Origin of the sequence: Streptomyces sp. M41(2017), assembly GCF_002078175.1 — a bacterium.
GTDB lineage: Bacteria > Actinomycetota > Actinomycetes > Streptomycetales > Streptomycetaceae > Streptomyces.
Window position 1 is genome coordinate 4,469,525 of sequence record NZ_MWFK01000001.1, and the last position, 21,212, is coordinate 4,490,736.

Consider the following 21,212-nt stretch of genomic DNA (forward strand, 5'->3'; position numbering starts at 1 on the left):
GTGCCTCCGGCCTCGGCTCCGGTTCCGTTCCGGTCCGGTTCCGGTTCCGGTCCGGTGGGTGGGTCGGGGCCGTGCCGGTACATCCGCCCGTCGCCGTTGGATCAGACGTGGGTCGAGAGGCGGGAGCTGCTCGATCCGGGCGTGGGCGACGGGCATGTGATGTACCGGCACGGCCCCTGACGCCGGATGCCGGGTGCGGGCAGTACGTGGCTGAGGAGACTTCGGCTCTTACGGCGCTCGGGAAATCAGCCCCTCCGGCGATTGGGGAGCGGGGTTCGGGGCGGAGCCTGGGTCGGGTCGGGTCGGGTAGGGGTGGAGGGGGCGGGAAACATCTTCGGGAGCTGGTTAGGTGGGGGGATGACTGCGATTCGGCTGGTGCTCGTCGACGACGACCCTCTGGTGCGAGCGGGGCTGGCCCTCATGATGGGCGGCGCCGAGGACGTCGAGATCGTCGGCGAGGCCGCCGACGGCGCCGAGGTCGAGGAACTGGTGGACCGCACGAGGCCCGACGTCGTCCTGATGGACATCCGGATGCCGAACGTCGACGGCCTCACCGCCACCGAGCGGCTGCGCGCCCGCAAGGAGGCACCCCAGGTGGTGGTCCTGACGACGTTTCACGCCGACGATCAGGTGCTGCGTGCCCTGCGCGCGGGCGCGGCCGGGTTCGTCCTGAAGGACACACCGCCCGCCGAGATCCTGGACGCGGTGCGCCGGGTGGCGGCCGGGGACCCGGTGCTGTCGCCCACCGTCACACGCCAGTTGATGGAGCACGCCGCCGGTTCCTCCGCCGACGCCCGCAGGTCCGGGGCCCGTTCGCGGATCGCCGTCCTGAACGAGCGGGAGCGCGAGGTCGCGGTGGCGGTCGGCCGGGGCGGTTCGAACGCCGACATCGCCGCCGAGCTGTTCATGAGCGTCGCCACGGTCAAGACGCACGTCTCCCGGATCCTCGCGAAGCTCGACCTCAACAACCGTGTCCAGGTCGCGTTGTTGACGTACGACGCGGGGCTGCTGGAGGAGGACGGGCACTGAGCGGGGGGCTCGCGCGTTGTGCGGGGTGACGGGGAGGGGAAGGCGTGATCGATCTGGGGGAGTACGGGACGGGGTTCACCGAGAACCCGCACCCGGTCTACGCCGAGTTGCGCGCGCTCGGCCCGGTGCACCGGGTGCGGCTGCCACCGCCGGACGCGCATCACGAGACCTGGCTCGTGGTCGGGTACGAGGAGGCGCGGGCAGCGCTGGCCGATCCGCGGCTGGCCAAGGACGCCGGGAAGATCGGCATCACGTTCCTCGACGAGGAGCTGATCGGCAAGTATCTGCTGGTCGCCGACCCGCCGCAGCACACGAGGCTGCGAAGCCTGATCGCCCGTGAGTTCACCCCCCGGCGCGTCGCGGCCCTGGCCCCGCGGATCCAGGAGATCACCGACGAACTGCTCGACGCGATGCTCCCGCGCGGTCACGCCGACCTGGTCGAGTCGTTCGCCTATCCGCTCCCGCTGACCGTCATCTGCGAGCTGCTCGGAGTGCCCGCGCCGGACCGGGCCACCTTCCGCGCGCTGTCCAGCGAGGCGGTCGCGCCCACCAGCGCCGACAGCGAGTACGACGCCTTCGTCCGGCTCGCCGCCTACCTGCGCGATCTGATCGAGGACAAGCGCTCCGCCGGTCCCGCGGACGACCTCCTCAGCGGGCTGATCCGCACCACCGCCGAGGACGGCGACCGGCTCTCGCCCGAGGAACTGCGCGGCATGGCCTTCGTGCTGCTCGTCGCCGGACACGAGACGACGGTCAACCTCATCGCCGGCGCGGTGCACGCCCTGCTCACCCACCCGGACCAACTCGCCGCCCTGCGCGCCGACATGACGCTGCTGGACGTCACCGTCGAGGAGACCCTGCGCTACGAGGGACCGGTGGAGAACGCGACCTTCCGCTACGCCGCGGAGCCGCTCGACATCGGCGGCACGAGAATGGCCTCCGGCGACGCGGTGATGATCGGCCTCACGGCGGCCGACCGCGACGGCACCCGGTACCCTGCCCCCGACCGTTTCGACATCCGGCGCGAGGCCCGCGGCCACCTCGCCTTCGGACACGGCATCCACTACTGCCTCGGCGCCCCGCTCGCCCGGCTCGAAGCGCGCGTGGCCCTCGGCTCCCTGCTGGAGCGCTGCCCGGACCTGGCCCTCGACGGGCCGCCGAGCGGCTGGCTGCCCGGCATGCTGATGCGCGGGGCGCGCCGGGTGCCGGTGCGATGGTGAACCGGGCTCAGGAAGGAAGGGAGCGGCGACCGTGCTGCGTACGGCGGAGATCAGAGCCGAGCTGACCGACCGTGAGGACACGCACCTGCTCTACTGGCGTTCCTCGCTGGAGTTCAGCCTGGACTGTTTCATCTGCGAGCGGACGGGGCGCACGACACTGTTCGACGTCGGAGCCGAGCAGGCGCTGTGCTCCGGCAGCCGCAGTGGCTTCGAGCGGCACCACGCACCCGCCAGGATCGCCGGCTTCGACACCACCGACGGCCGGGAGCGCCTGGCGCTCCGGGCCCTGGTCGACTTCTGGTGGGCACCTTTCACCGGCAGCCGCGACAGCGGGAAGGCGGCCGTACCCACCCGTCACCCGTGGGTGCGCCTGCACCTCGCCTACTACTGCCCCGTCGCGAAGAAGGCCGGGACCGGCAGCATCCAGAGCAACCTGGTCCGGCCCGCCCGGATCACCTGCGAGCACTGTGATCTGCCGCTCGCCGTGGACCGGGAGGCTCCCGCCGTGCGGCTTCTCGGCTGAGGAGAGCCGGGGAGACGGAACCGGGCCGAGGGCGGCGCCCGCCGCGAGGGCGGGTCAGTCCCGGCCGCCCGGGATCTCCGCCGGGGACACCGGGCGGCGTTCGCGGCGGGACAGTTCGCAGGCCTCGGCGATGCGGAGGGCCTCCAGGGCCTCGCGGCCGTCGCAGGGGTTGGCGCGCTCGCCGCGGACCACCTCGACGAAGGCGGCCAGCTCCGCCTCGTACGCGGGGCCGAAGCGTTCCAGGAACCCCGTCCACGGTTTGTCCGCGGCCGGCGGACCGGCCGGTTCGGTCGACGCGATCGGTGTGCGGTCGTCCAGGCCGACGCCGATCTGGTCCCGTTCGCCGGCCAGCTCCATGCGGACGTCGTAGCCCGCGCCGTTCAGCCGGGTGGCCGTCGCCGTGGCGAGCATGCCGTCGTCGAAGGTGAGGACCGCGGCGGCGGTGTCGATGTCACCCGCCTCGCGGAACATCGAGGGCCCGGCGTCGGACCCGGCCGCGTACACCTGGACGACCTCGCGGCCCGTCACCCAGCGCAGCACGTCGAAATCGTGGATCAGACAGTCGCGGTACAGCCCGCCGGAGAGCGGGAGATAGCCGGCCGGCGGCGGCGACTGGTCGGAGGTCATCGCGCGGACGGTGTGCAGCCGGCCGAGCCGGCCCGACCGCACCGCCTCACGGGCAGCGCTGTAGCCCACGTCGAAGCGGCGCTGGAAGCCCATCTGAAGAACCGTTCCCGCGGCGTCGACCTCGGCGAGGGCGCTCAGGGTGCCCGGCAGATCGACGGCGATGGGCTTCTCGCAGAAGACCGGGAGCCCGGAGCGGGCCGCCCGGCCGATCAGCTCGGCGTGGGCCGACGTGGCGGCGGTGATGACCACCGCGTCCACGCCCCAGGTGAAGATCTCGTTCACGCTCGGCGCCGCGGTCGCGCCCAGCCGGTCCGCCAGCCGCTGGGCCCGTACCGGGTCCGCGTCCGTGACGATGAGGGAGCCGCCGACCTCACGGTGGCGGCTGAGAGTCGTGGCATGGAATGTGCCGATACGACCCGCTCCGATGAGTCCGATGCGCATGGGAACAAACTGAGGGCCGACCCGCCACCCTGTCAATGGTTTGTCCGGACAATCGAACTTCACAACTTCCCGTCAACATCTCACGGAGCTACGCTCGGGCCGTGCCGAAACCAGATGTGGATCCGACCGTGTCGCTCCAGCTCAGCGTCGACCGCAGCAGCCCGGTCCCGCTCTACTTCCAGCTGTCGCAGCAACTCGAGGCCGCCATCGAGCACGGAGCGCTGACCCCGGGAAGTCTCCTCGGCAACGAGATCGATCTCGCCGGACGGCTCGGCCTGTCCCGCCCCACGGTCCGCCAGGCCATCCAGTCCCTCGTCGACAAGGGCCTGCTCGTACGGCGCCGAGGCGTGGGCACCCAGGTCGTGCACAGCCAGGTCAAGCGCCCTCTGGAACTCAGCAGCCTCTACGACGACCTGGAGTCGGCGGGCCAGCGCCCCGCCACCCAGGTGGTCGTCAACACCGTCGAGCCGGCGTCCACCGAGGTCGCGGCCGCCCTGGGGGTCACCGAGACCAGCGACGTGCACCGCGTCGAGCGGCTGCGTCTCGCGCACGGTGAGCCGATGGCGTACCTCTGCAACTACCTGCCCCCCGGCCTGCTGGACCTCGACGGCGACCGGATGGAGGCCACCGGCCTGTACCGGCTGATGCGCACCGCCGGCATCACCCTCCACAGCGCCCGCCAGTCCGTCGGCGCCCGCGCCGCCACCGAGGAGGAGGGCGGGCGGCTCGGTGAGCCGGCGGGCTCACCCCTGCTCACCATGCAGCGCACCACCTTCGACGACACCGGCCGCGCCGTCGAGTTCGGCACACACATCTACCGCGCCTCGCGCTACTCCTTCGAGTTCCAGCTCCTCGTCCGGCCGTGAACCGCACGCCCGCCGCGCCCCGGCACCGCCGGCACGCGTGACCGACGGACGCGCGCCGGTACGCCGGAAGCGCCGCCGCCGTCACCGGAAAGGCCGTACCGCGCCGCGTGGCCGCACCGCGTGCGGGACCCGCTGGTCGGGCGGACGGTGTCCGTGATTGATACTTGGTCGTTTGGGCCGGTACGAAGCCGGTCCGAAAGGGCCTGCGGAACGGCCCCCGGGCAGGACCGCAGGGCCCGGCACACCAAGGAGCACGCAAGAAGGGCACGGCCTCGTGGCACGGACTCGGACCTGGGTAAGCATCGCGCTCGCAGGGGCGCTGGGAGTGTCCCTCGCGGGATGCAGCAGCACCGGCGGGAAGCGGGCCGAGGACGCCCGCAAGGCCGCCGCGGCCCAGGGCAGGGCCGCGGTGAACACGCCGAAGTGGACCTTCGCCATGATCACCCACTCGGGCGACGGCGACACCTTCTGGGACATCGTCCAGAACGGCGCCAAGCAGGCCGCCGTCAAGGACAACATCAACTTCCTCTACTCGCACGACGACGAGGCCCAGCAGCAGGCACAGCTCGTGGACGCCGCGATCGACAAGAAGGTCGACGGCATCATCGTCTCGCTGGCCAAGCCCGACGCCATGAAGGCCGCCGTCGCCCGCGCCCGCAAGGCCGGCATCCCGGTGATCACGGTGAACTCCGGTTCCGCGGAGTCCAAGGCCTTCGGCGCGCTCACCCACATCGGCCAGGACGAGACGATCGCCGGTGAGGCCGTCGGCGAGGAGCTGAACAAGCGGGGCCGCAAGAAGGCCCTGTGCGTCCTGCACGAGCAGGGCAACGTCGGTCACGAGCAGCGCTGCGCCGGCATCAAGAAGACCTTCCACGGCACCGTGCAGAACATCTACGTCCAGGGCACCAGCATGCCGGACGTGCAGTCCTCCATCGGCGCCAAGCTCCAGGCCGACGGGTCGATCGACTCCGTCGTGACGCTCGGCGCCCCGTTCGCGGACACCGCCGTCAAGGCCAAGAAGGACGCGGGCAGCAAGGCCGAGATCGACACCTTCGACCTGAACGCCAAGGTGGCCGCCGAGCTCAAGGACGGCACCCTCGGCTTCGCCGTCGACCAGCAGCCCTACCTCCAGGGCTACGAGGCCGTGGACCTGCTCTGGCTGTACAAGTACAACGCGGACGTCCTCGGCGGCGGCAAGCCGGTCCTCACCGGCCCGCAGATCATCACCAAGGACCAGGCGTCCAAGCTGGAGCAGTACGCGGACCGGGGGACCCGATGACCGCCACCGCACCCGCGCCAGCGCCCGGCCCCGCGAGCGACGAGCGCCTCCTGAAGACCTCGCCGCTGCGCAAGCTGATGGGCCGCCCCGAACTCGGCTCCGTGGTCGGCGCGATCGCCGTCTTCCTCTTCTTCGCGATCTTCGCCGACAGCTTCGTCCGGGCGTCGAGCCTCAGCACCGTCCTGTACGCCGCCTCGACCATCGGCATCATGGCCGTCCCCGTCGCGCTGCTCATGATCGGCGGCGAGTTCGACCTCTCGGCGGGCGTCATGGTCACCACCTCGGCGCTGATCTCGTCGATGTTCAGCTACCAGATGACGGCCAACGTCTGGGTCGGCGTGCTCGTCTCGCTGCTCGTCACCCTCGCCATCGGCGTCTTCAACGGCGTCATGCTCACCCGGACCGACCCGCCGAGCTTCATCATCACGCTCGGCACCTTCCTCATGCTCACCGGCATCAACCTCGGCTTCACCAAGCTGATCAGCGGCACCGTCTCCACCAAGTCGATCTCCGACATGGAGGGCTTCTCCTCCGCGAAGGACGTCTTCGCCTCCACCCTCACCATCGGCGGCGTCGACTTCAAGATCACCATCCTGTGGTGGCTGGTCCTGGTCGCGGTCGCCACCTGGATCCTCCTGCGCACCCGCGTCGGCAACTGGATCTACGCCGTCGGCGGCGGCGAGGAGGCCGCCCGCGCGGTCGGTGTCCCCGTCGACAAGACCAAGATCGGCCTCTACATGGGCGTCGCCTTCGGCGCCTGGATCTCCGGCCAGCACCTGCTGTTCTCGTTCGACGTCGTCCAGTCCGGCGAGGGCGTCGGCAACGAACTGATCTACATCATCGCGGCCGTCATCGGCGGCTGCCTGATCACCGGCGGCTACGGCTCCGCGGTCGGCGCGGCGGTCGGCGCCCTGATCTTCGGCATGGTCAGCAAGGGCATCGTGTTCGCCGAGTGGAACCCGGACTGGTTCAAGTTCTTCCTCGGCGTGATGCTGCTCCTCGCGACCCTGCTCAACCACTGGGTCCGCAAGCGCGCGGAGGCGACGAAATGACCACGGACACGAACATGACCAAGGAACCCGCCGCCGGGGAACGCGCGCCGCTCGTCGAACTCGACGACGTCAGCAAGTACTACGGCAACATCCGAGCCCTCGAAGGCGTCTCGCTGGAGGTCCACGCGGGCGAGATCACCTGTGTGCTCGGCGACAACGGCGCGGGCAAGTCCACCCTCATCAAGATCATCGCGGGCCGGCACCGGCACGACGCGGGCACGCTGCGCATCGAGGGCGAGGAGACCCGCCTCTCCTCCCCGCGCGAGGCCCTGGACCTCGGCATCGCGACCGTCTACCAGGACCTCGCGGTCGTCCCGCTGATGCCGGTCTGGCGAAACTTCTTCCTCGGCTCCGAGCCGCGCAAGGGCGTCGGCCCCTTCAAGCACCTCGACGTCGACTTCATGCGCCGCACCACCCACGCGGAGCTCCTGCGCATGGGCATCGACCTGCGCGACGTCGACCAGCCGATCGGCACCCTCTCCGGCGGCGAACGCCAGTGCGTGGCGATCGCCCGCGCCGTGTACTTCGGCGCCAAGGTCCTCGTCCTCGACGAGCCCACGGCCGCCCTCGGCGTGAAGCAGTCCGGTGTCGTCCTCAAATACGTGGCCGCCGCCCGTGACGCCGGACTGGGTGTTGTCTTGATCACCCACAACCCGCATCACGCCTATCTCGTGGGCGACCGCTTCGTCCTCCTCAAGCGCGGAGCCATGTCGGGCAGCCACACCCGCGACGACATCACCCTCGACGAGCTGACACGCCAGATGGCGGGCGGCAGCGAGCTCGACGACCTGCGGCACGAACTGGAGAACCGCACGGCGTGAGGGGCGCGGGGGAGTGACCCGTTCGGCTCCGCCGGCATGCCGGGACCGGCCCCGGACGGGCCGCGGGTCACCCCCGTCCCCGCTCTTCCGCGGTGCGGCCCCGGTACGGCGTAAGGCAGAATCGGCGCGATGAGCACCTACCGCGACCTCGCGCTCCCCCGAGCTCTCGGCTCCACTCGGGCAGGGAGCACCTCCATGGGCTCCGCGCGGGCCACCGTCCTGCGGACCGTGGGAACACGCGAGCGCCGTTCGCACCTGACGGCACCCCGTGTCCCCACCGTCGGCATCGACATCGGCGGTACGAAGGTGATGGCGGGCGTCGTGGACGCCGACGGGAACATCCTGGAGAAGGTCCGCGCCGAGACACCGGACAAGTCCAAGAGCCCCAAGGTCGTCGAGGACACCATCCTCGAACTGGTGCTGGACCTCTCCGACCGGCACGACGTGCACGCCGTCGGCATCGGCGCGGCCGGCTGGGTCGACGCCGACCGCAACCGCATCCTGTTCGCCCCCCACCTGTCCTGGCGCAACGAGCCGCTGCGCGACCGCCTCGCCGGCCGCCTCGCCGTGCCCGTCCTCGTCGACAACGACGCGAACGCGGCAGCCTGGGCCGAGTGGCGGTTCGGCGCCGGCCGGGGCGAGGACCACCTCGTCATGATCACGCTCGGCACCGGCATCGGCGGCGCGATCCTGGAGGACGGCCAGGTCAAGCGCGGCAAGTTCGGCGTCGCCGGCGAATTCGGGCACATGCAGGTCGTGCCCGGCGGCCACCGCTGCCCGTGCGGCAACCGTGGCTGCTGGGAGCAGTACAGCTCCGGCAACGCACTGGTCCGCGAGGCCCGGGAGCTCGCCGCCGCCGACTCCCCGGTGGCGTACGGGATCATCGAGCACGTCAAGGGCAGCATCGGCGACATCACCGGCCCGATGATCACCGAGCTGGCCCGCGAGGGCGACGCCATGTGCATCGAGCTCCTCCAGGACATCGGGCAGTGGCTCGGCGTCGGCATCGCCAACCTGGCCGCCGCCCTCGACCCCTCCTGCTTCGTCATCGGCGGCGGTGTCAGCGCCGCCGACGACCTCCTCATCGGGCCCGCCCGCGACGCCTTCCGCCGCCACCTCACCGGCCGCGGCTACCGCCCCGAGGCCCGGATCGCACGCGCCCAGCTCGGTCCCGAGGCCGGCATGGTCGGTGCCGCCGACCTCGCGCGCCTCGTCGCCCGCCGCTTCCGGCGCGCCAAGCGCCGCCGCGTGGAGCGCTACGAACGGTACGAGCGCTACACCGAGTCGCGTCGCTCGACCGGCCAGGAGTCGATGTGACGGCCTCGCTGCCCCGCCAGGCGACCTCCCCGGACGAGCCCGAGCGCCCCCCCGAGGACCCCCGGCACCGGTTCCGCCGCCGCGCCCTGACGCTGCTGATCATCGTGCTGCTCATCGGCGTACCGGCCGGCTATCTGGTGATCTCCGCCAACCAGAGCCGCGACAGCGGCAAGGACAAGGAGGAGAAGTACTCGGCGACCGGCCTCACCGCGGGCTGGCCCTCCCGCGTGCAGCGCCGCCTCTACCAGATCCCGATCCCCGGCCGGTCCACCGACGTCGCGTACTACGAGACGAACAACTGGAAGACCAGCCGCCTCTACGTCCAGTTCGGGACTACCGAGGCGGGCCTCGCCGGCTTCCTCAAGGGCGTCGGCGCCAAGGCCGACGACCTCAAGAAGGACGACATCACCATCGGCGACCGCGACCAGAAGGTCGTCGGCTGGGAGTTCGAAGGGCCCGGCCCCTGGTCGGGTCTGGTGCACAGGCAGAAGGACCCCGCGCCCACCCAGGACATCGTGGTGAACCGCTCCGAGCCCGGACACCCCATGGTGTACGTCGTCTCGCGCACCATTCCGTAACGAGCCCCGCGACCCGCCGCCCGGAGTCCCGATCCGCACGGGTTCCCACGCCACTCGGCGGATACCGCGACGGCCGCACCGGCACACTGCGGCACCGACTCACCGACCCCGCCCGATCCGCGGCCCGAGCCCCCGGCCGGGCCGCTCCCCGCCCCGCGTGGCCGTGGGAGCCGATTGTCCGACCCCGCCCGTAGAGTCGAAGACAACTGACGCGACACAGGGGCGGGAGGTGACCGGACGTATGCGCGACGCGATCGACGCGGTGGCCGAGCGGGCGCCGGTCTGGCCTTCCCCGGCCCAGGTGCCCGCCGCACCCGCCCTCCCGGACCGGACGCCTTCCGCCGGGCCGCCCACCGCCCCGCTGCCCTCCGTGCGGCTCGCCGCCGTCTTCCTGCCCGCACCGCTGCCCCGGGAAGGACGGATCGCGTTCTGGGACCCGGTCGGCGCGTCGGCACCCGCCGCCGACCAGGACGACCCAGCGCTCACCGAGGAGCCCGAGGCCGCCGCGCCGGCCGCGAGCCCCGCCGCCGCGCCCGCGCGCGACCGGACCGAGCTGACCGTCGTACGCCCGCACGGCTCCGGAATCCGCCGCGCCACCGTGCCTGCCCTCACCCTCTCCGTCGGTGAGGCCCTGCCCCTGCTCGCCGCGGCCCGCAGCAACCCCGCCGCCCACCCCGCCACCGCCTGCTGGGGCGCCGCCGCACTCCACGCGCTGCGCCTCGTCGCCCGCGGACGCCTGCTCCCCGGCCTCACCCCCGACGGCTTCGACTCCTGGCGCGCGGGCCCCCTCGACCAGGACGACGTCGCCCACCTGCGAGCGATCGCCGGTGCCCTGCCGTACGAGGGACACGCCGTCCCGCTCCCCGGCCAGGGACCCCTCCGGCTCCCCGAGCCGGAAGCCCTCATGCGCTCCTTCCTGGACGCGGTCGCCGACACCCTCCCGCGCACCCCCGCCGCGCCCTACGTCTCCGGCCTCCCCTTCGCGGCCCGCGCCCCCCAGCGGCTGCCCGGAGCCCACGACTGGGCGGCCGAGGTCGCCGCGGGCATGGACGCGGGCGTACGGATCTCCCTGCGCCTGGACCTGTCCGCCTACCAGCTCTTCGACGACAGCGAGGGCGCCCGGCGCGCCGGCGCCGCCGTCGTCCAGGTGCACAGCCTCGCCGACCCCACCCTCGTCATCGACGCGGCGGCCCTCTGGTCGGGGGAGGCCGACGACGTCTTCGGGCCCCGCGCGCGCGTCGACGCCGCCCTCGCCGTACGCCGCGCGGCCCGCGTCTGGCCACCGCTCGACCGTCTCTCGGAGCAGGACGTGCCGGACGTGCTCGCCCTCTCCGAGGAGGAGCTGTCGGACCTCCTCGGCGTCGCCGCGGCCCGCCTCGGCACCGCAGGTGTCGCCGTGCACTGGCCGCGCGACCTCGCCCAGGACCTCAGCGCCGCCGCCGTGGTGCGCCCCGCCCCCGGCTCGGCGACGGACGGCACCGGCTTCTTCGAGAGCGAGGAACTGCTCCAGTTCCGCTGGCAGCTCGCCCTCGGCGGAGACCCCCTCAGCGAGGCCGAGATGGACACCCTGGCCGAGGCACACCGGCCCGTCGTCCGGCTGCGCGACCAGTGGGTCCTGGTGGACCCGGCACTCGTCCGCAAGGCACGCAAGCGTGAACTGGGCCTCCTCGACCCCGTCGACGCGCTCTCCGTCGCCCTCACCGGCACCGCCGAGGTCGACGGCGAGACCGTCGAGGCCGTCCCGGTCGGCGCGCTCGCCACCCTGCGCGACCGCCTCACGGCCGGCCTCACCCCCGTCGAGCCGCCCCCCGGCCTCCAGGCCCGCCTGCGGGACTACCAGCTGCGCGGCCTCGCCTGGCTGGACCTCATGACCTCCCTGGGCCTCGGCGGCTGCCTCGCCGACGACATGGGACTCGGCAAGACGGTCACCCTCATCGCCCTCCACCTGCGGCGGGCCCGCAGCGAACCGACCCTGGTCGTCTGCCCCGCCTCCCTCCTGGGCAACTGGCAGCGGGAGATCACCCGCTTCGCACCCGGCGTCCCCGTGCGCCGCTTCCACGGCTCCGACCGCACCCTCGACGACCTCGACGGCGGCTTCGTCCTGACCACGTACGGGACGATGCGCTCGGCCGCCGCCCACCTCGCCGACCAGCCGTGGGGCATGGTCGTCGCCGACGAGGCACAACACGTCAAGAACCCCTACTCGGCGACGGCGAAGGCCCTGCGCACCATCCCGGCCCCCGCGCGCGTGGCCCTCACCGGCACCCCCGTGGAGAACAACCTCTCCGAGCTGTGGGCCCTGCTGGACTGGACGACCCCCGGACTGCTCGGCCCCCTCAAGTCCTTCCGCGCCCGCCACGCCCGCGCCGTGGAGAACGGCGAGGACGAGGAAGCGGTGGCCCGGCTCGCGCGGCTGATCCGCCCGTTCCTGCTCCGCCGCAAGAAGTCCGACCCGGGCATCGTCCCCGAGCTGCCGCCCAAGACGGAGACGGACCACCCGGTCCCGCTGACCCGCGAACAGGCCTCCCTCTACGAGGCCGTGGTCCGCGAGTCGCTGCTCGCGATCGAGACCACCGACGGCATCGCCCGCAGGGGACTCGTCCTCAAGCTCCTGACCTCCCTCAAGCAGATCTGCAACCACCCGGCCCTGTTCCTGAAGGAGGACGCGGAGGCCGCCGCCCACGGACCGTCCGCCCGGTCCGGCAAACTCGCCCTGCTGGACGAGCTGTTGGACACCCTGCTCTCCGAGGACGGCTCGGCCCTGGTCTTCACGCAGTACGTCGGCATGGCCCGCCTCATCACCGCCCACCTGACCGCGCGGGCCGTTCCGGTGGAGCTGCTGCACGGCGGCACCCCGGTCGCCGAACGCGAACGCATGGTGGACCGCTTCCAGAGCGGCGGCACCCCGATCCTGGTGCTGTCCCTCAAGGCCGCGGGCACCGGCCTGAACCTCACCCGCGCCGGCCATGTCGTCCACTTCGACCGCTGGTGGAACCCAGCGGTAGAGGAGCAGGCCACCGACCGCGCGTACCGCATCGGCCAGACCCAGCCCGTCCAGGTCCACCGCCTCATCACCGAGGGCACGGTGGAGGACCGCATCGCCGAGATGCTGGAAGCGAAGCGTGCCCTCGCCGACGCGATCCTCGGCTCCGGCGAGGCGTCCCTGACGGAGCTGACCGACCGCGAGCTGTCCGACCTCGTCTCGCTCCGGAGGCCGACGTGAGCGGGACGGAGGGAGAGGAGCACCGCGTGGACGGCTCCGGTGCCGGCGAACCGGCCGAGGGCACGGACGTGGCGGGCACGGACACGGAGGGCACGGACACGGAGGGTGCGGACGCCGAGGGCATCGACCTGTCCCGACCGGCACCGGGAGAGCGCCCCGCGGACGCGGCCCGCCGGGCGCTGCGGGCTGCCCGGGAGCGGGACAGCAGGGAGCGGAACGGGGAGAGGGGGCGGGAGAGCGGGGAGCGGGGCGGCCGGGCGACGGGCGCGGCCGGCGGGGCGGTGAGGGCGGCCGTGGATGCCGGTGCGGATGCGGGAGCCCCGAGCGAGGGTTCGACTGGGCCTGCGGCTGCGACTTCGGCAGCGGGTTCGTCGTCGGCGTCGCCCTCCCTCTCGCCCTCGGTTTCGGGTGAGGGTGATGGCGGGCGGGCCGAGCCGGATGAGGTGTCCTCGTCGGCCGGGTCGGCGGCGCCTTCTGCGTCCTCGCCGTCGGCGGGCTCGTCCTCCACGTCCTCCACGTCCTCCACGTCTGCCTCGCTTGGGGGCAGTGCGGGCAGGTCTTCTCGGCCGGGGTCCGCCCCGGTCTCGCGCCCTGGTGACGTGGCACGCGAGGCCCTGCGACGGGCGACGGAGGCGGCGAGGGCCGCCGGGGCCCGAGGGGGCCGGACGAGCGCTGTCGGGTCTGCCGGTGCCCGAGCCGATGGCCATGACGGCGGCGGCGGTGACGACGAGCGGGCCGACACCGGTGGGCGGACGTCGCCGGCCGGGCACGCCGTGTCCGACGCGGGTTCCGGTGCGGCGGCGGAGAGGGACCGGACCGTCCGCGGTCGAGGTGCCGACTCTCCTTCTGCCACGCGGAGTTGGCGTGGCGGTGGTGACGTGTCGGGATCGGTGCCTGGCGACGGCGACAGCGACGGCGACGGAGATGGGCGCGGGGCGGAGGCCGTGGCCGGCGGTGGTGCCCATGAGCTCCATGACGGCGTCGCGGCGGACCGTTCGGGTGGGGACGGTGACGAGGGCGCGGCGGGAGGTACCGAGGCGGCGGGGTCCGTCCCGCCCGGTGCCCGGGGTGCGGGGACGACCGAGGGCGCACGCCCGGGCGACATCGCCCGTGAGGCGTTGCGTGCCGCGCGGGACGAAGCGAAGCGGGCGCGGACGGCCGGGGGCGTCGAAGGGGGAGCCGCCACGGGTGCGGGGGGCCGTGGAGCCGGCGCCAAGCGAGGTGCGCGGACCCGGCCCGACAAGGGGACGACCGGGGGCACCCGAGGACGTCGGGACGTCGGGAGCCCGGCGAACTCCGAGGGTGCGTCTCGTGCCCAGGAGCTGAGGGAACTGCTCGCCGGTGCCTTCCAGCTCCCCTCCGACGTGTCCGACCCCTGGATTCCGTCGCACCCCGCCGACGAGCGGGGCGACGAGCGGGCGGCCGGACGTGCCCTCGCGCATCCGGAAGGGGAAGGCGACGGTGCGGAACAGTTCGGTTACCGCGCCTCCGAGCCCCGGACGCCCGCTTCCCTCCCGCCGGCGACCCCCTCCCCGGAGCCACTCCGTTCCGACCCGCCCCCGGCGTCGTCCGGGCCGCGGCCCACATCCTCGGAAGAGGGCCGCGCGGCGGACGAGGCGGAGCTGGACATGGCCTCGCCGCACCCCGAAGCGCAGCCCGCCCCACACCCCGCATCGGGCTCCGGCCGATACCCCGCGTCCGGCCGTGGCGCCCAGGGGAACCCCGCTCCCGCCGAGCGGTTGCCGCGTTCCATGGCATCCCCGGGCCGGGACGGGGAGTTGCGCCGTACGTTCCCCAGATTCCCGGCGCGGGACACCGCGGACGGGGCGTTCGCGGAGACGTGGTGGGGCAACGCGTGGGTCACGGCGCTGGAGGAAGGGGCCCTGGACGCCGGGCGGTTGGCGCGAGGCCGGACGTACGCCGGGCAGGGACACGTCGACGCCATCACGGTCACCCCCGGCCTGGTCCTCGCATACGTGCACGGCAGCCGACCGCGGCCGTACCGCGTGCAGATCAGGGTGCGGACCCTCGCCGACGCCGACTGGGACCGCTTCCTCGACGCGGCCGCCGAGCGGCCCGGACACATCGCCGCACTCCTCGACAAGGAGATGCCCAAGTCGCTGGCGGAGTGCGGGGTCGACCTGCTCCCCGGTCCCGGCGAGCTCGAACCGCACTGCAGTTGCCCCGACTTCGGACATCCCTGCAAGCACGCGGCCGCGCTCTGCTATCAGACGGCCCGGTTGCTCGACCAGGACCCGTTCGTGCTGCTCCTGCTGCGCGGCCGGGGCGAGCGCGAACTGCTCGACGCGCTGTCGCGGCGCAACGCCACCCGCGCAGCCCGCGCGTCCCAGGAGCGGGAACCGGCGCCGCTGCCCGGGGTGCGCGCCCGTGACGTCCTGGCCCGGGGTGCGCTCCCGCCCCTGCCCGTACCGCTGCCACCGCCCGCTCATCCCGAGCAGCCACCGGCCTATCCGGGTGCTCCGGGCGGCCCGGACCCGTTCGCGCTGGACCAGTTGGCGACGGACGCGGCAGCCCGTGCGCATGCCCTGCTCACCGCGGGACGCGACCCCGTGGCGGACCTGACGCTCTGGCAGGACGCGGTGCGTATCGCCGCCGGCCGCCCCGGATCGGGCCTCACCGCCGGCACCAGGGCCCTCTACGCCTCGCTCGCGAAGGCGACCCGGCGGACCCCCGCGGATCTGGCGCGTGCGGTGGCAGCCTGGCGGCAGGGCGGGTTCGACGCGCTCGGCGTGCTCGAAGAGCCCTGGGACCCGCCGGCGGGCCGGTTCGACCGGGCGAGGCCGCTGCTGCTGGCCGCGGACCTCCCCGCCTTCCGTCCGTGGCGCAACCACCTGACCCACCCGGGCGGCCACGCCCAACTCCGCCTCGGCCGCAACGGTCTCTGGTACGCCTTCGAGTCCGAGCCCGGCCACGACGACTGGTGGCCCCGGGGCACCCCCGACCTCGACCCCGTCGGCGCCCTGACGGGCCTGGGCGCACCGGGCGACCTCTGACGCGGCCTCCGCGCCCCGCCGGAGGGCGGCTGCCCCCGGCGGACCCGCCCAGGCCGGTCCGTGGGGCGGCGGACCCGCCTAGGCCGGTCCGTGGGGCAGGACCGGCAGTGCGGCCAGTCGCCGGTGCAGGTAGCCACCGCCCCATGCCAGTTCGTGCAGCGGCACCGCCGGCTCCAGCCGGTGCCAGCGGCCGAGGACGGCGGTGAGGGTCACCGTGAGCTCCAGGCGGGCGAGGGCCGACCCGGGGCAGTAGTGCGGACCCAGACCGAAGCTCAGGTGACGGCCGGCGGTACCGCGGTCGGGGTCCAGCGTCGCGGGGTCGGCGTGGCAGCGCGGGTCGTGATTGGCCGCCGCCACGGACAGCAGGACACCGCTGCCCGCCGGAATGACGGTGTCCCCGAACCGTACGTCCTCCAGTGCCACCCTCTTGGTGCTGAAGGGGCCCGGGGTGTCCCAGCGCAGCAACTCGTCGACCGCGCGCGGGATCCGCCCCGGCTCGCTCCGCAGGGACTCCTGCACGTCCGGGTGGCCCAGCAGCGCCACCACGCTCATGCCGATCGCCTGCACCGTGCTGTCGAAGCCGGCCAGCAGCAGCATCGCCAGGAGCGAGGCGACCTCGTCCTCGCTCGCACCCCCCTGCTCGTGCCAGGCGGCGAGGACCCGGGACACGACGTCCTCACCCGGAGCGGCCTCGCGGCGGGCCATCTCGCCGCGCACGAAGCCGTCGATGCGGGCCACGCTCTCCTCGACGGCACGAGCGGTGCGGCCCGTCTTGTCCGCGAGCAGCGCGACCGGTTCGTACAGCGCGGCCCGCTCCTCCTCGCGCACCGCGAAGACCTCGCACAGCGACCGGAAGGCGAACGGCCGCGCGAACGCGTCCATCAGCTCCACGGGTCCGCGCCCGCGGGCGGCGTCGGCCGCTTCGAGGAGTTCACCGGCGGCCTGTTCGATGCGTTCCCGGTGGGCGGTCATACGGGCCGGGGTGAGGGCCGGTGTCGCCAGGCGACGGATGCGCGTGTGGTCCGGCGGGTCGTAGTTGACGAGGGTCACGTCCAGGGCGCGTCGCCGCACGTCCGGGTCGGGAACACGGCCGCCGCTCAGGGAGAGGCGCGGGTCAAGGAATCCGGCGCGCACGTCCTCGGCACGGGTCACCAGCCACGCCGGACGTCCCGCGGGCGTCCTGATCCGGGCCACGGGACAGGTCTCCCGGATCTCGGCGAGAGTCTCCTCCGGCCGGGCCAGGAATCCCGGCCCGAGCGGTTCCGGCAACGGCTGCCGTCCTGCCGCTGCGGGAGGGGCGGCCGTGACGGCGGGCTCGGTGTCCATACGGAGGCGTCCTCTCGCGGTCGCGGAGTGTGCGGCGGTCACCGTAGGAAAGGCCGGTTGCCCGCCGGTTCGGGCCGGGTGCGATTCCGGTATGCCCGGCCTCGACGGGCCAGTCGAAGCGCGCCCCTTGCCGGCTCCGCGCCGAACCACCGCGTGCCACCCGTTGACTGTCACCGCGCCGAACCACCCGCGTGACACCCATCGACCCCCTATGCGCCGAACCACCGCGGGACACCCGGCGACCGCCCACCTGTCGAACCACCTCCGTGCCACCCGTCGGCCGGCTCCGTGCCGAACCACGGTGCGACACCCGGCGGCCGCCTCCGTCGCGCCGTGCGGAGCGGCGTCCGGCGGCGGCGTTCGCGGCGCCTGCGGCCTCGCGTACTCCAGGAGCGCTGTCCCCCGGGGGCCTCCGACTCCGCCGCGTCGGTCGCACCCCGGCGCACCGTGCTCACCCGGCGCGCCCACCAGGGGGATTCACCGTCGCACAACCGGCGGCGAACCGGTGCCGAACCCGCTGCTCCTAGCTTCCTGCCGGTCGGCGCAGTGCTGCCGTCCGTCGTCCCGAACGCCCGTCGTATGGAGGACCAACATGGCCGAGAACGTCGAGCCCAACGAGGAGACCACCGAGACCCCCGCGGAGGAGACTCCCGAGGTCGTCGCGCACGCCGCCTCGAACGTCGCCTGGTGCGGTGTGCACCAGGAGTCGGTGGACGAGCCCGAGGTGGTCGCGCACGCCGCCTCCAACGTCGCCTGGTGCGGCGTGCACCAGGAGCACCTCGACGAGCCGGAGGTGGTCGCGCACTCCGAGGAGGGCGAGGACACCCCGTGGTGCGGCGTCCACCAGGAGCACAACGCCTGATCGGCTCACCACCGGCGCGGTCCTTCCGGTCGCGGCGGCGCCTGACGCCGTCGCGACCGGGCCGCGCCCGCCTCCCAACTCCCGCCCTCGCTCCGGAGGTTGCCGTGCCCGGTACGCAGTCCGTCGCCGTCCCCACCGCCGGGGCCCGTCTGATCCGTGCCCGCAGGGGGTGGTGGTTCCTGGGCGCCGGCGGCTACGCCCTGATGCGGCCCGGCCAGGTGGAGCCCGACGGCACCCTGCGGCCCTCGGCCGAGCGCTATCTCCGCGAGGCCGGCCTGTACGAGGTGAAGCCCTACAACTCGTACTCACTGACCGTGCTGACCAGCACGGACTGCAACCTCGGCTGTGGCTACTGCTTCCAGAACACCGCGCAGGACCCGAAGGGCGGCAGCAGGCCGCCGCGGATCAGCCACGCACGCCTCACTCCCGAAGGCGTGACCCAGGTACTGGACTTCACCCGCGAGCGCATGGCCGCCGCGGAGATGGACCGACTGTCGCTGCTGCTGTTCGGCGGCGAACCGCTGCTCAACCCGCGAGGCTGCCGCGACCTGCTCACCCGGGCCGGCCGACTCGGCACCCTCACCGCGTCGATGACGTCCAACGGCACGCTGCTCACACCGCTGATCGCCAAGGAACTGAACGCGGCCGGACTCGGCTCCGTGCAGGTCACCTTCGACGGCGACCGTGCCGACCACGACGCCATCCGGGTCAGGCGCTCCGGTGGCGGCACCTTCGACGTCATCGTCTCCAACATCGCGCGCGCCATCGAGAAGACCTCCCTGCGCTGGATGCTGCGGGTCAACGTCTCGCACCTGAACCGCAACGGCGTGGACGAACTGGTGGAGCGGCTCGGCACGCAGCTCGATCCGGCACGCTGCGGCATCCACTTCGCCCGGGTCGGCGACGTCGGCGTCGGCTACGCCAACAACCTGCTGCACGAGAACGGACTCGTCGACGACTTCGTCCGCTGGCACGCCCGCGCGCTGGAACTCGGCTTCACGGTGTCCCGCCCGCGTGCCCATGTCCCGTGCCAGGCCTGCTCCTTCACCGACGGCCGCTACGGCGCGGTCGTCAACGCCGACGGCGTGCTGGCCAGTTGCTGGGAGACCGCCGGCAAACCCGGTATGGAGGTCGGCACCATCGCCGACGGCTATCTCGACGCCGAGCAGACCGAAGGCCGCTGGGTCAGCTGCCACGACCACTACCAGTACGACGAGGAGGCGGCCGTCCGCGCCGTCTTCCAGGACCGGGTCGACGCCGGCGTCCTGGACTGCCTCGACGCCGTCGGACGGCTGGGATGACAGGCGCCGGCATCCTGCGCACCAACCCCGACTTCCGCCGCTTCTGGCTCAGTTCGACGCTGTCCACCCTCGGATCGCAGCTGTCGCTGCTCGCCTTCCCGCTGCTCGTGCTGTCCATCGGGGGCAGCGCGGCACAGGCCGGTACGGTCGCGACCTGCTCGCTGGTGACCCGGACGCTGCTGCGCCTTCCGGCGGGCCATCTCGCCGACCGGTTCGACCGACGGATGATCATGGTCGGGACCGACCTGGTGCGGCTGGTGGCCCTGGCCAGCATTCCGCTGGTGTCGGCACTGGGGGACCTCGGGCAGGCGCATCTCCTCGGCGTCGCCGTGGTCGAGGGCGCGGCGACCGCCCTCTTCGCCCCCGCGGCCACGATCGCCGTGCGCGACGTGGTGCCGGAGAAGGACCTCACCGACGCACTGAGCCGCAGCCAGGCCGCGATGGCGTCGAGTTCGCTCATCGGCCCGTTCCTCGGCGGCTGGCTGTTCACCCTGGACCCGATCCTGCCGTTCGCCGCCGACGCGCTGTCCTACGGTGTGTCCGCCGTGCTGCTGCTGCGGATCGCCTCCCGGCCCGCCCGCCAGGTCGCGGGGGCCGAGCGCGACAACCGGCTCACGGCGGGGCTGCGCTGGCTCACGCACCAACGGGCCCTGCTGGCCGCCCTCCTCTTCGCCGCGGGCATCAACGTCGTCTCGGCGGCGGCCCAGACGACCATGGTCGTCTCCCTGCGGCAGAGCGGCGCGGGCGGCACGGCGATCGGCGCGGTGATGGCCTGCGCGGGCGTCGGTGCGATGCTGGGCGCCGCCTCGGCACCGTGGCTGATCAAGAGGATTCCCGCCGCCCGGCTGTTCCTGCTCATCGGCGCGGTCTGGGCGGTGGGTCTCGCCGTCTTCTCCGGGACCACGCAGCCCTGGACGATCGGCCCGGTGCTCGTCGTGGTCGTCTTCTTCAGTCCGCCGGCGGGCATCGTCGTCGGCCGCGCGATGCTGGTCCTCGCCCCCCGGGACCTGCTCGGCAGGGTCAGCACGGCGACCGGACTCCTCATGGCCGGCCTCGCCTCCCTCGGTCCGCTCCTCGCCGGCTCCTTCGTGGATTCCCTCGGGTCGAGCCACACCTGGCTCGCCCTGGCCGGAACGGCGGCGGTGGTGACCGTGCTGTCCTCGGTGCCCCTGCTGCGCGAGACCAGCCTGGACGCCGTGGCGGACGACACGAAGAAGGCCGAGGCGGACACCACGAAGAAGGGGGAGCCCGCTGTCCGGCCGGCAGGTCCCCGGGACGCTCCGGCTCCCTCGGACACCACGGCGACCAACGCTCTCGACGAGGCTGCCGCCGCCGGTGCGCCTGCCGCCGCTGCTGCACCTTTCGCCTCTGGGGTGCCGTCCGCCCCTGCTGTACCGGCGCGTTCCGCGCCCGCCGCTGACGTCCCGCACTCCGCGGGACCCCTCGACGGGAGGCCCGCCGACCGGGCAGAGGTCATGGCGCACGGGGAGCCGGACGCTTCGGGCCTGGCAGCACCGAAGGCCGAGCCCGCACCTGCGGACCCCGCCGCCCCGCCTCCCGGCAACGGCGCATCCTGAGACCGGCGTCCGCCCGCCGTACCCGGCCAGGGCATCCGTCCCCGTCCGCACCCGCGGACGCCGGACGTGTCTCCTCCCGTGACCGTGACCGTGAGCGTGACCGACGTGATCCGTTCTCCCGGCCCGTTCTCCCTGTCCGCCGCCCTGCCCGTTCTC

Annotated in this window: 16 protein-coding genes; 14 read left to right on the top strand and 2 right to left on the bottom strand. The window is 73.3% G+C overall.

Annotated elements, in window-relative coordinates; translation table 11 throughout:
* Nucleotides 1–357 precede the first annotated feature (357 nt).
* From B0675_RS19595 to B0675_RS19605, 3 genes are read left to right on the top strand one after another with little or no spacing between them, the layout of a single operon-like run.
* Entirely contained in the window at nucleotides 358–1,029 is a 672-nt protein-coding gene (locus B0675_RS19595) for a response regulator transcription factor (protein ID WP_081220112.1), read from the top strand.
* Nucleotides 1,030–1,073: 44 nt separating this feature from the next.
* Nucleotides 1,074–2,249: a cytochrome P450 gene (locus tag B0675_RS19600; protein WP_081220113.1), complete on the top strand. Its 1,176-nt coding sequence runs from the start codon at nucleotides 1,074–1,076 to the stop codon at nucleotides 2,247–2,249.
* Nucleotides 2,250–2,280: 31 nt separating this feature from the next.
* Nucleotides 2,281–2,772 (top strand): hypothetical protein, encoded by a 492-nt coding sequence (locus B0675_RS19605; protein ID WP_081220114.1) that lies wholly within the window; start codon nucleotides 2,281–2,283, stop codon nucleotides 2,770–2,772.
* 54 nt (nucleotides 2,773–2,826) lie between these two features.
* Here B0675_RS19605 and B0675_RS19610 read toward each other — a convergent pair whose 3' ends face one another.
* On the bottom strand, nucleotides 2,827–3,840 hold the full coding sequence (locus B0675_RS19610; protein ID WP_081220115.1) for a Gfo/Idh/MocA family oxidoreductase: 1,014 nt from the start codon (nucleotides 3,838–3,840) through the stop codon (nucleotides 2,827–2,829).
* A gap of 128 nt (nucleotides 3,841–3,968) precedes the next feature.
* On the opposite strand from B0675_RS19610, the gene B0675_RS19615 reads away from it, so the two are divergent.
* From B0675_RS19615 to B0675_RS19650, 8 genes are all read left to right on the top strand, one after another.
* Nucleotides 3,969–4,706: a GntR family transcriptional regulator gene (locus B0675_RS19615; protein WP_107482815.1), complete on the top strand. Its 738-nt coding sequence runs from the start codon at nucleotides 3,969–3,971 to the stop codon at nucleotides 4,704–4,706.
* 274 nt (nucleotides 4,707–4,980) lie between these two features.
* Entirely contained in the window at nucleotides 4,981–5,985 is a 1,005-nt protein-coding gene (locus B0675_RS19620; protein ID WP_081220117.1) for a sugar ABC transporter substrate-binding protein, read from the top strand.
* Nucleotides 5,982–7,037, top strand: coding sequence for an ABC transporter permease (locus B0675_RS19625; protein WP_081220118.1), 1,056 nt, complete (start codon nucleotides 5,982–5,984; stop codon nucleotides 7,035–7,037). Before B0675_RS19620 ends, B0675_RS19625 begins: the two co-directional genes overlap by 4 nt.
* On the top strand, nucleotides 7,034–7,858 hold the full coding sequence (locus B0675_RS19630; protein ID WP_179165324.1) for an ATP-binding cassette domain-containing protein: 825 nt from the start codon (nucleotides 7,034–7,036) through the stop codon (nucleotides 7,856–7,858). The genes B0675_RS19625 and B0675_RS19630 overlap by 4 nt, the downstream gene beginning before the upstream one ends.
* A gap of 195 nt (nucleotides 7,859–8,053) precedes the next feature.
* Nucleotides 8,054–9,175, top strand: a complete 1,122-nt coding sequence (locus B0675_RS19635) for an ROK family glucokinase (protein ID WP_107482676.1) — start codon at nucleotides 8,054–8,056, stop codon at nucleotides 9,173–9,175.
* Nucleotides 9,172–9,753 carry a sugar kinase gene (locus B0675_RS19640; protein ID WP_081220120.1) on the top strand — a complete coding sequence of 194 codons (582 nt, stop codon included), beginning with the start codon at nucleotides 9,172–9,174 and terminating at the stop codon, nucleotides 9,751–9,753. Before B0675_RS19635 ends, B0675_RS19640 begins: the two co-directional genes overlap by 4 nt.
* Nucleotides 9,754–9,994: 241 nt before the next feature.
* The gene (locus B0675_RS19645) at nucleotides 9,995–12,976 is read left to right on the top strand and encodes a DEAD/DEAH box helicase (protein ID WP_081220121.1); all 2,982 of its coding nucleotides are present in this window, start codon (nucleotides 9,995–9,997) and stop codon (nucleotides 12,974–12,976) included.
* Between the two features lie 773 nt (nucleotides 12,977–13,749).
* Nucleotides 13,750–15,990 (top strand): SWIM zinc finger family protein, encoded by a 2,241-nt coding sequence (locus tag B0675_RS19650; RefSeq protein WP_107482677.1) that lies wholly within the window; start codon nucleotides 13,750–13,752, stop codon nucleotides 15,988–15,990.
* A 78-nt stretch (nucleotides 15,991–16,068) separates the two neighbouring features.
* On the opposite strand, the gene B0675_RS19655 is transcribed toward B0675_RS19650, so the two are convergent.
* Entirely contained in the window at nucleotides 16,069–17,316 is a 1,248-nt protein-coding gene (locus B0675_RS19655; protein WP_081220122.1) for a cytochrome P450, read from the bottom strand.
* A 592-nt stretch (nucleotides 17,317–17,908) separates the two neighbouring features.
* Between B0675_RS19655 and B0675_RS19660 the strand changes: the two genes are divergently transcribed.
* The 3 genes from B0675_RS19660 (at nucleotide 17,909) to B0675_RS19670 (ending at nucleotide 21,056) form a co-directional block, all read left to right on the top strand.
* Nucleotides 17,909–18,178 carry a hypothetical protein gene (locus B0675_RS19660; RefSeq protein WP_081220123.1) on the top strand — a complete coding sequence of 90 codons (270 nt, stop codon included), beginning with the start codon at nucleotides 17,909–17,911 and terminating at the stop codon, nucleotides 18,176–18,178.
* Between the two features lie 104 nt (nucleotides 18,179–18,282).
* Nucleotides 18,283–19,479 carry a radical SAM protein gene (locus tag B0675_RS19665; RefSeq protein WP_081220124.1) on the top strand — a complete coding sequence of 399 codons (1,197 nt, stop codon included), beginning with the start codon at nucleotides 18,283–18,285 and terminating at the stop codon, nucleotides 19,477–19,479.
* Complete coding sequence (locus tag B0675_RS19670) at nucleotides 19,476–21,056, top strand: MFS transporter (protein WP_081220125.1); 1,581 nt, start codon at nucleotides 19,476–19,478, stop codon at nucleotides 21,054–21,056. Before B0675_RS19665 ends, B0675_RS19670 begins: the two co-directional genes overlap by 4 nt.
* The last annotated feature ends 156 nt before the right edge of the window (nucleotides 21,057–21,212 follow it).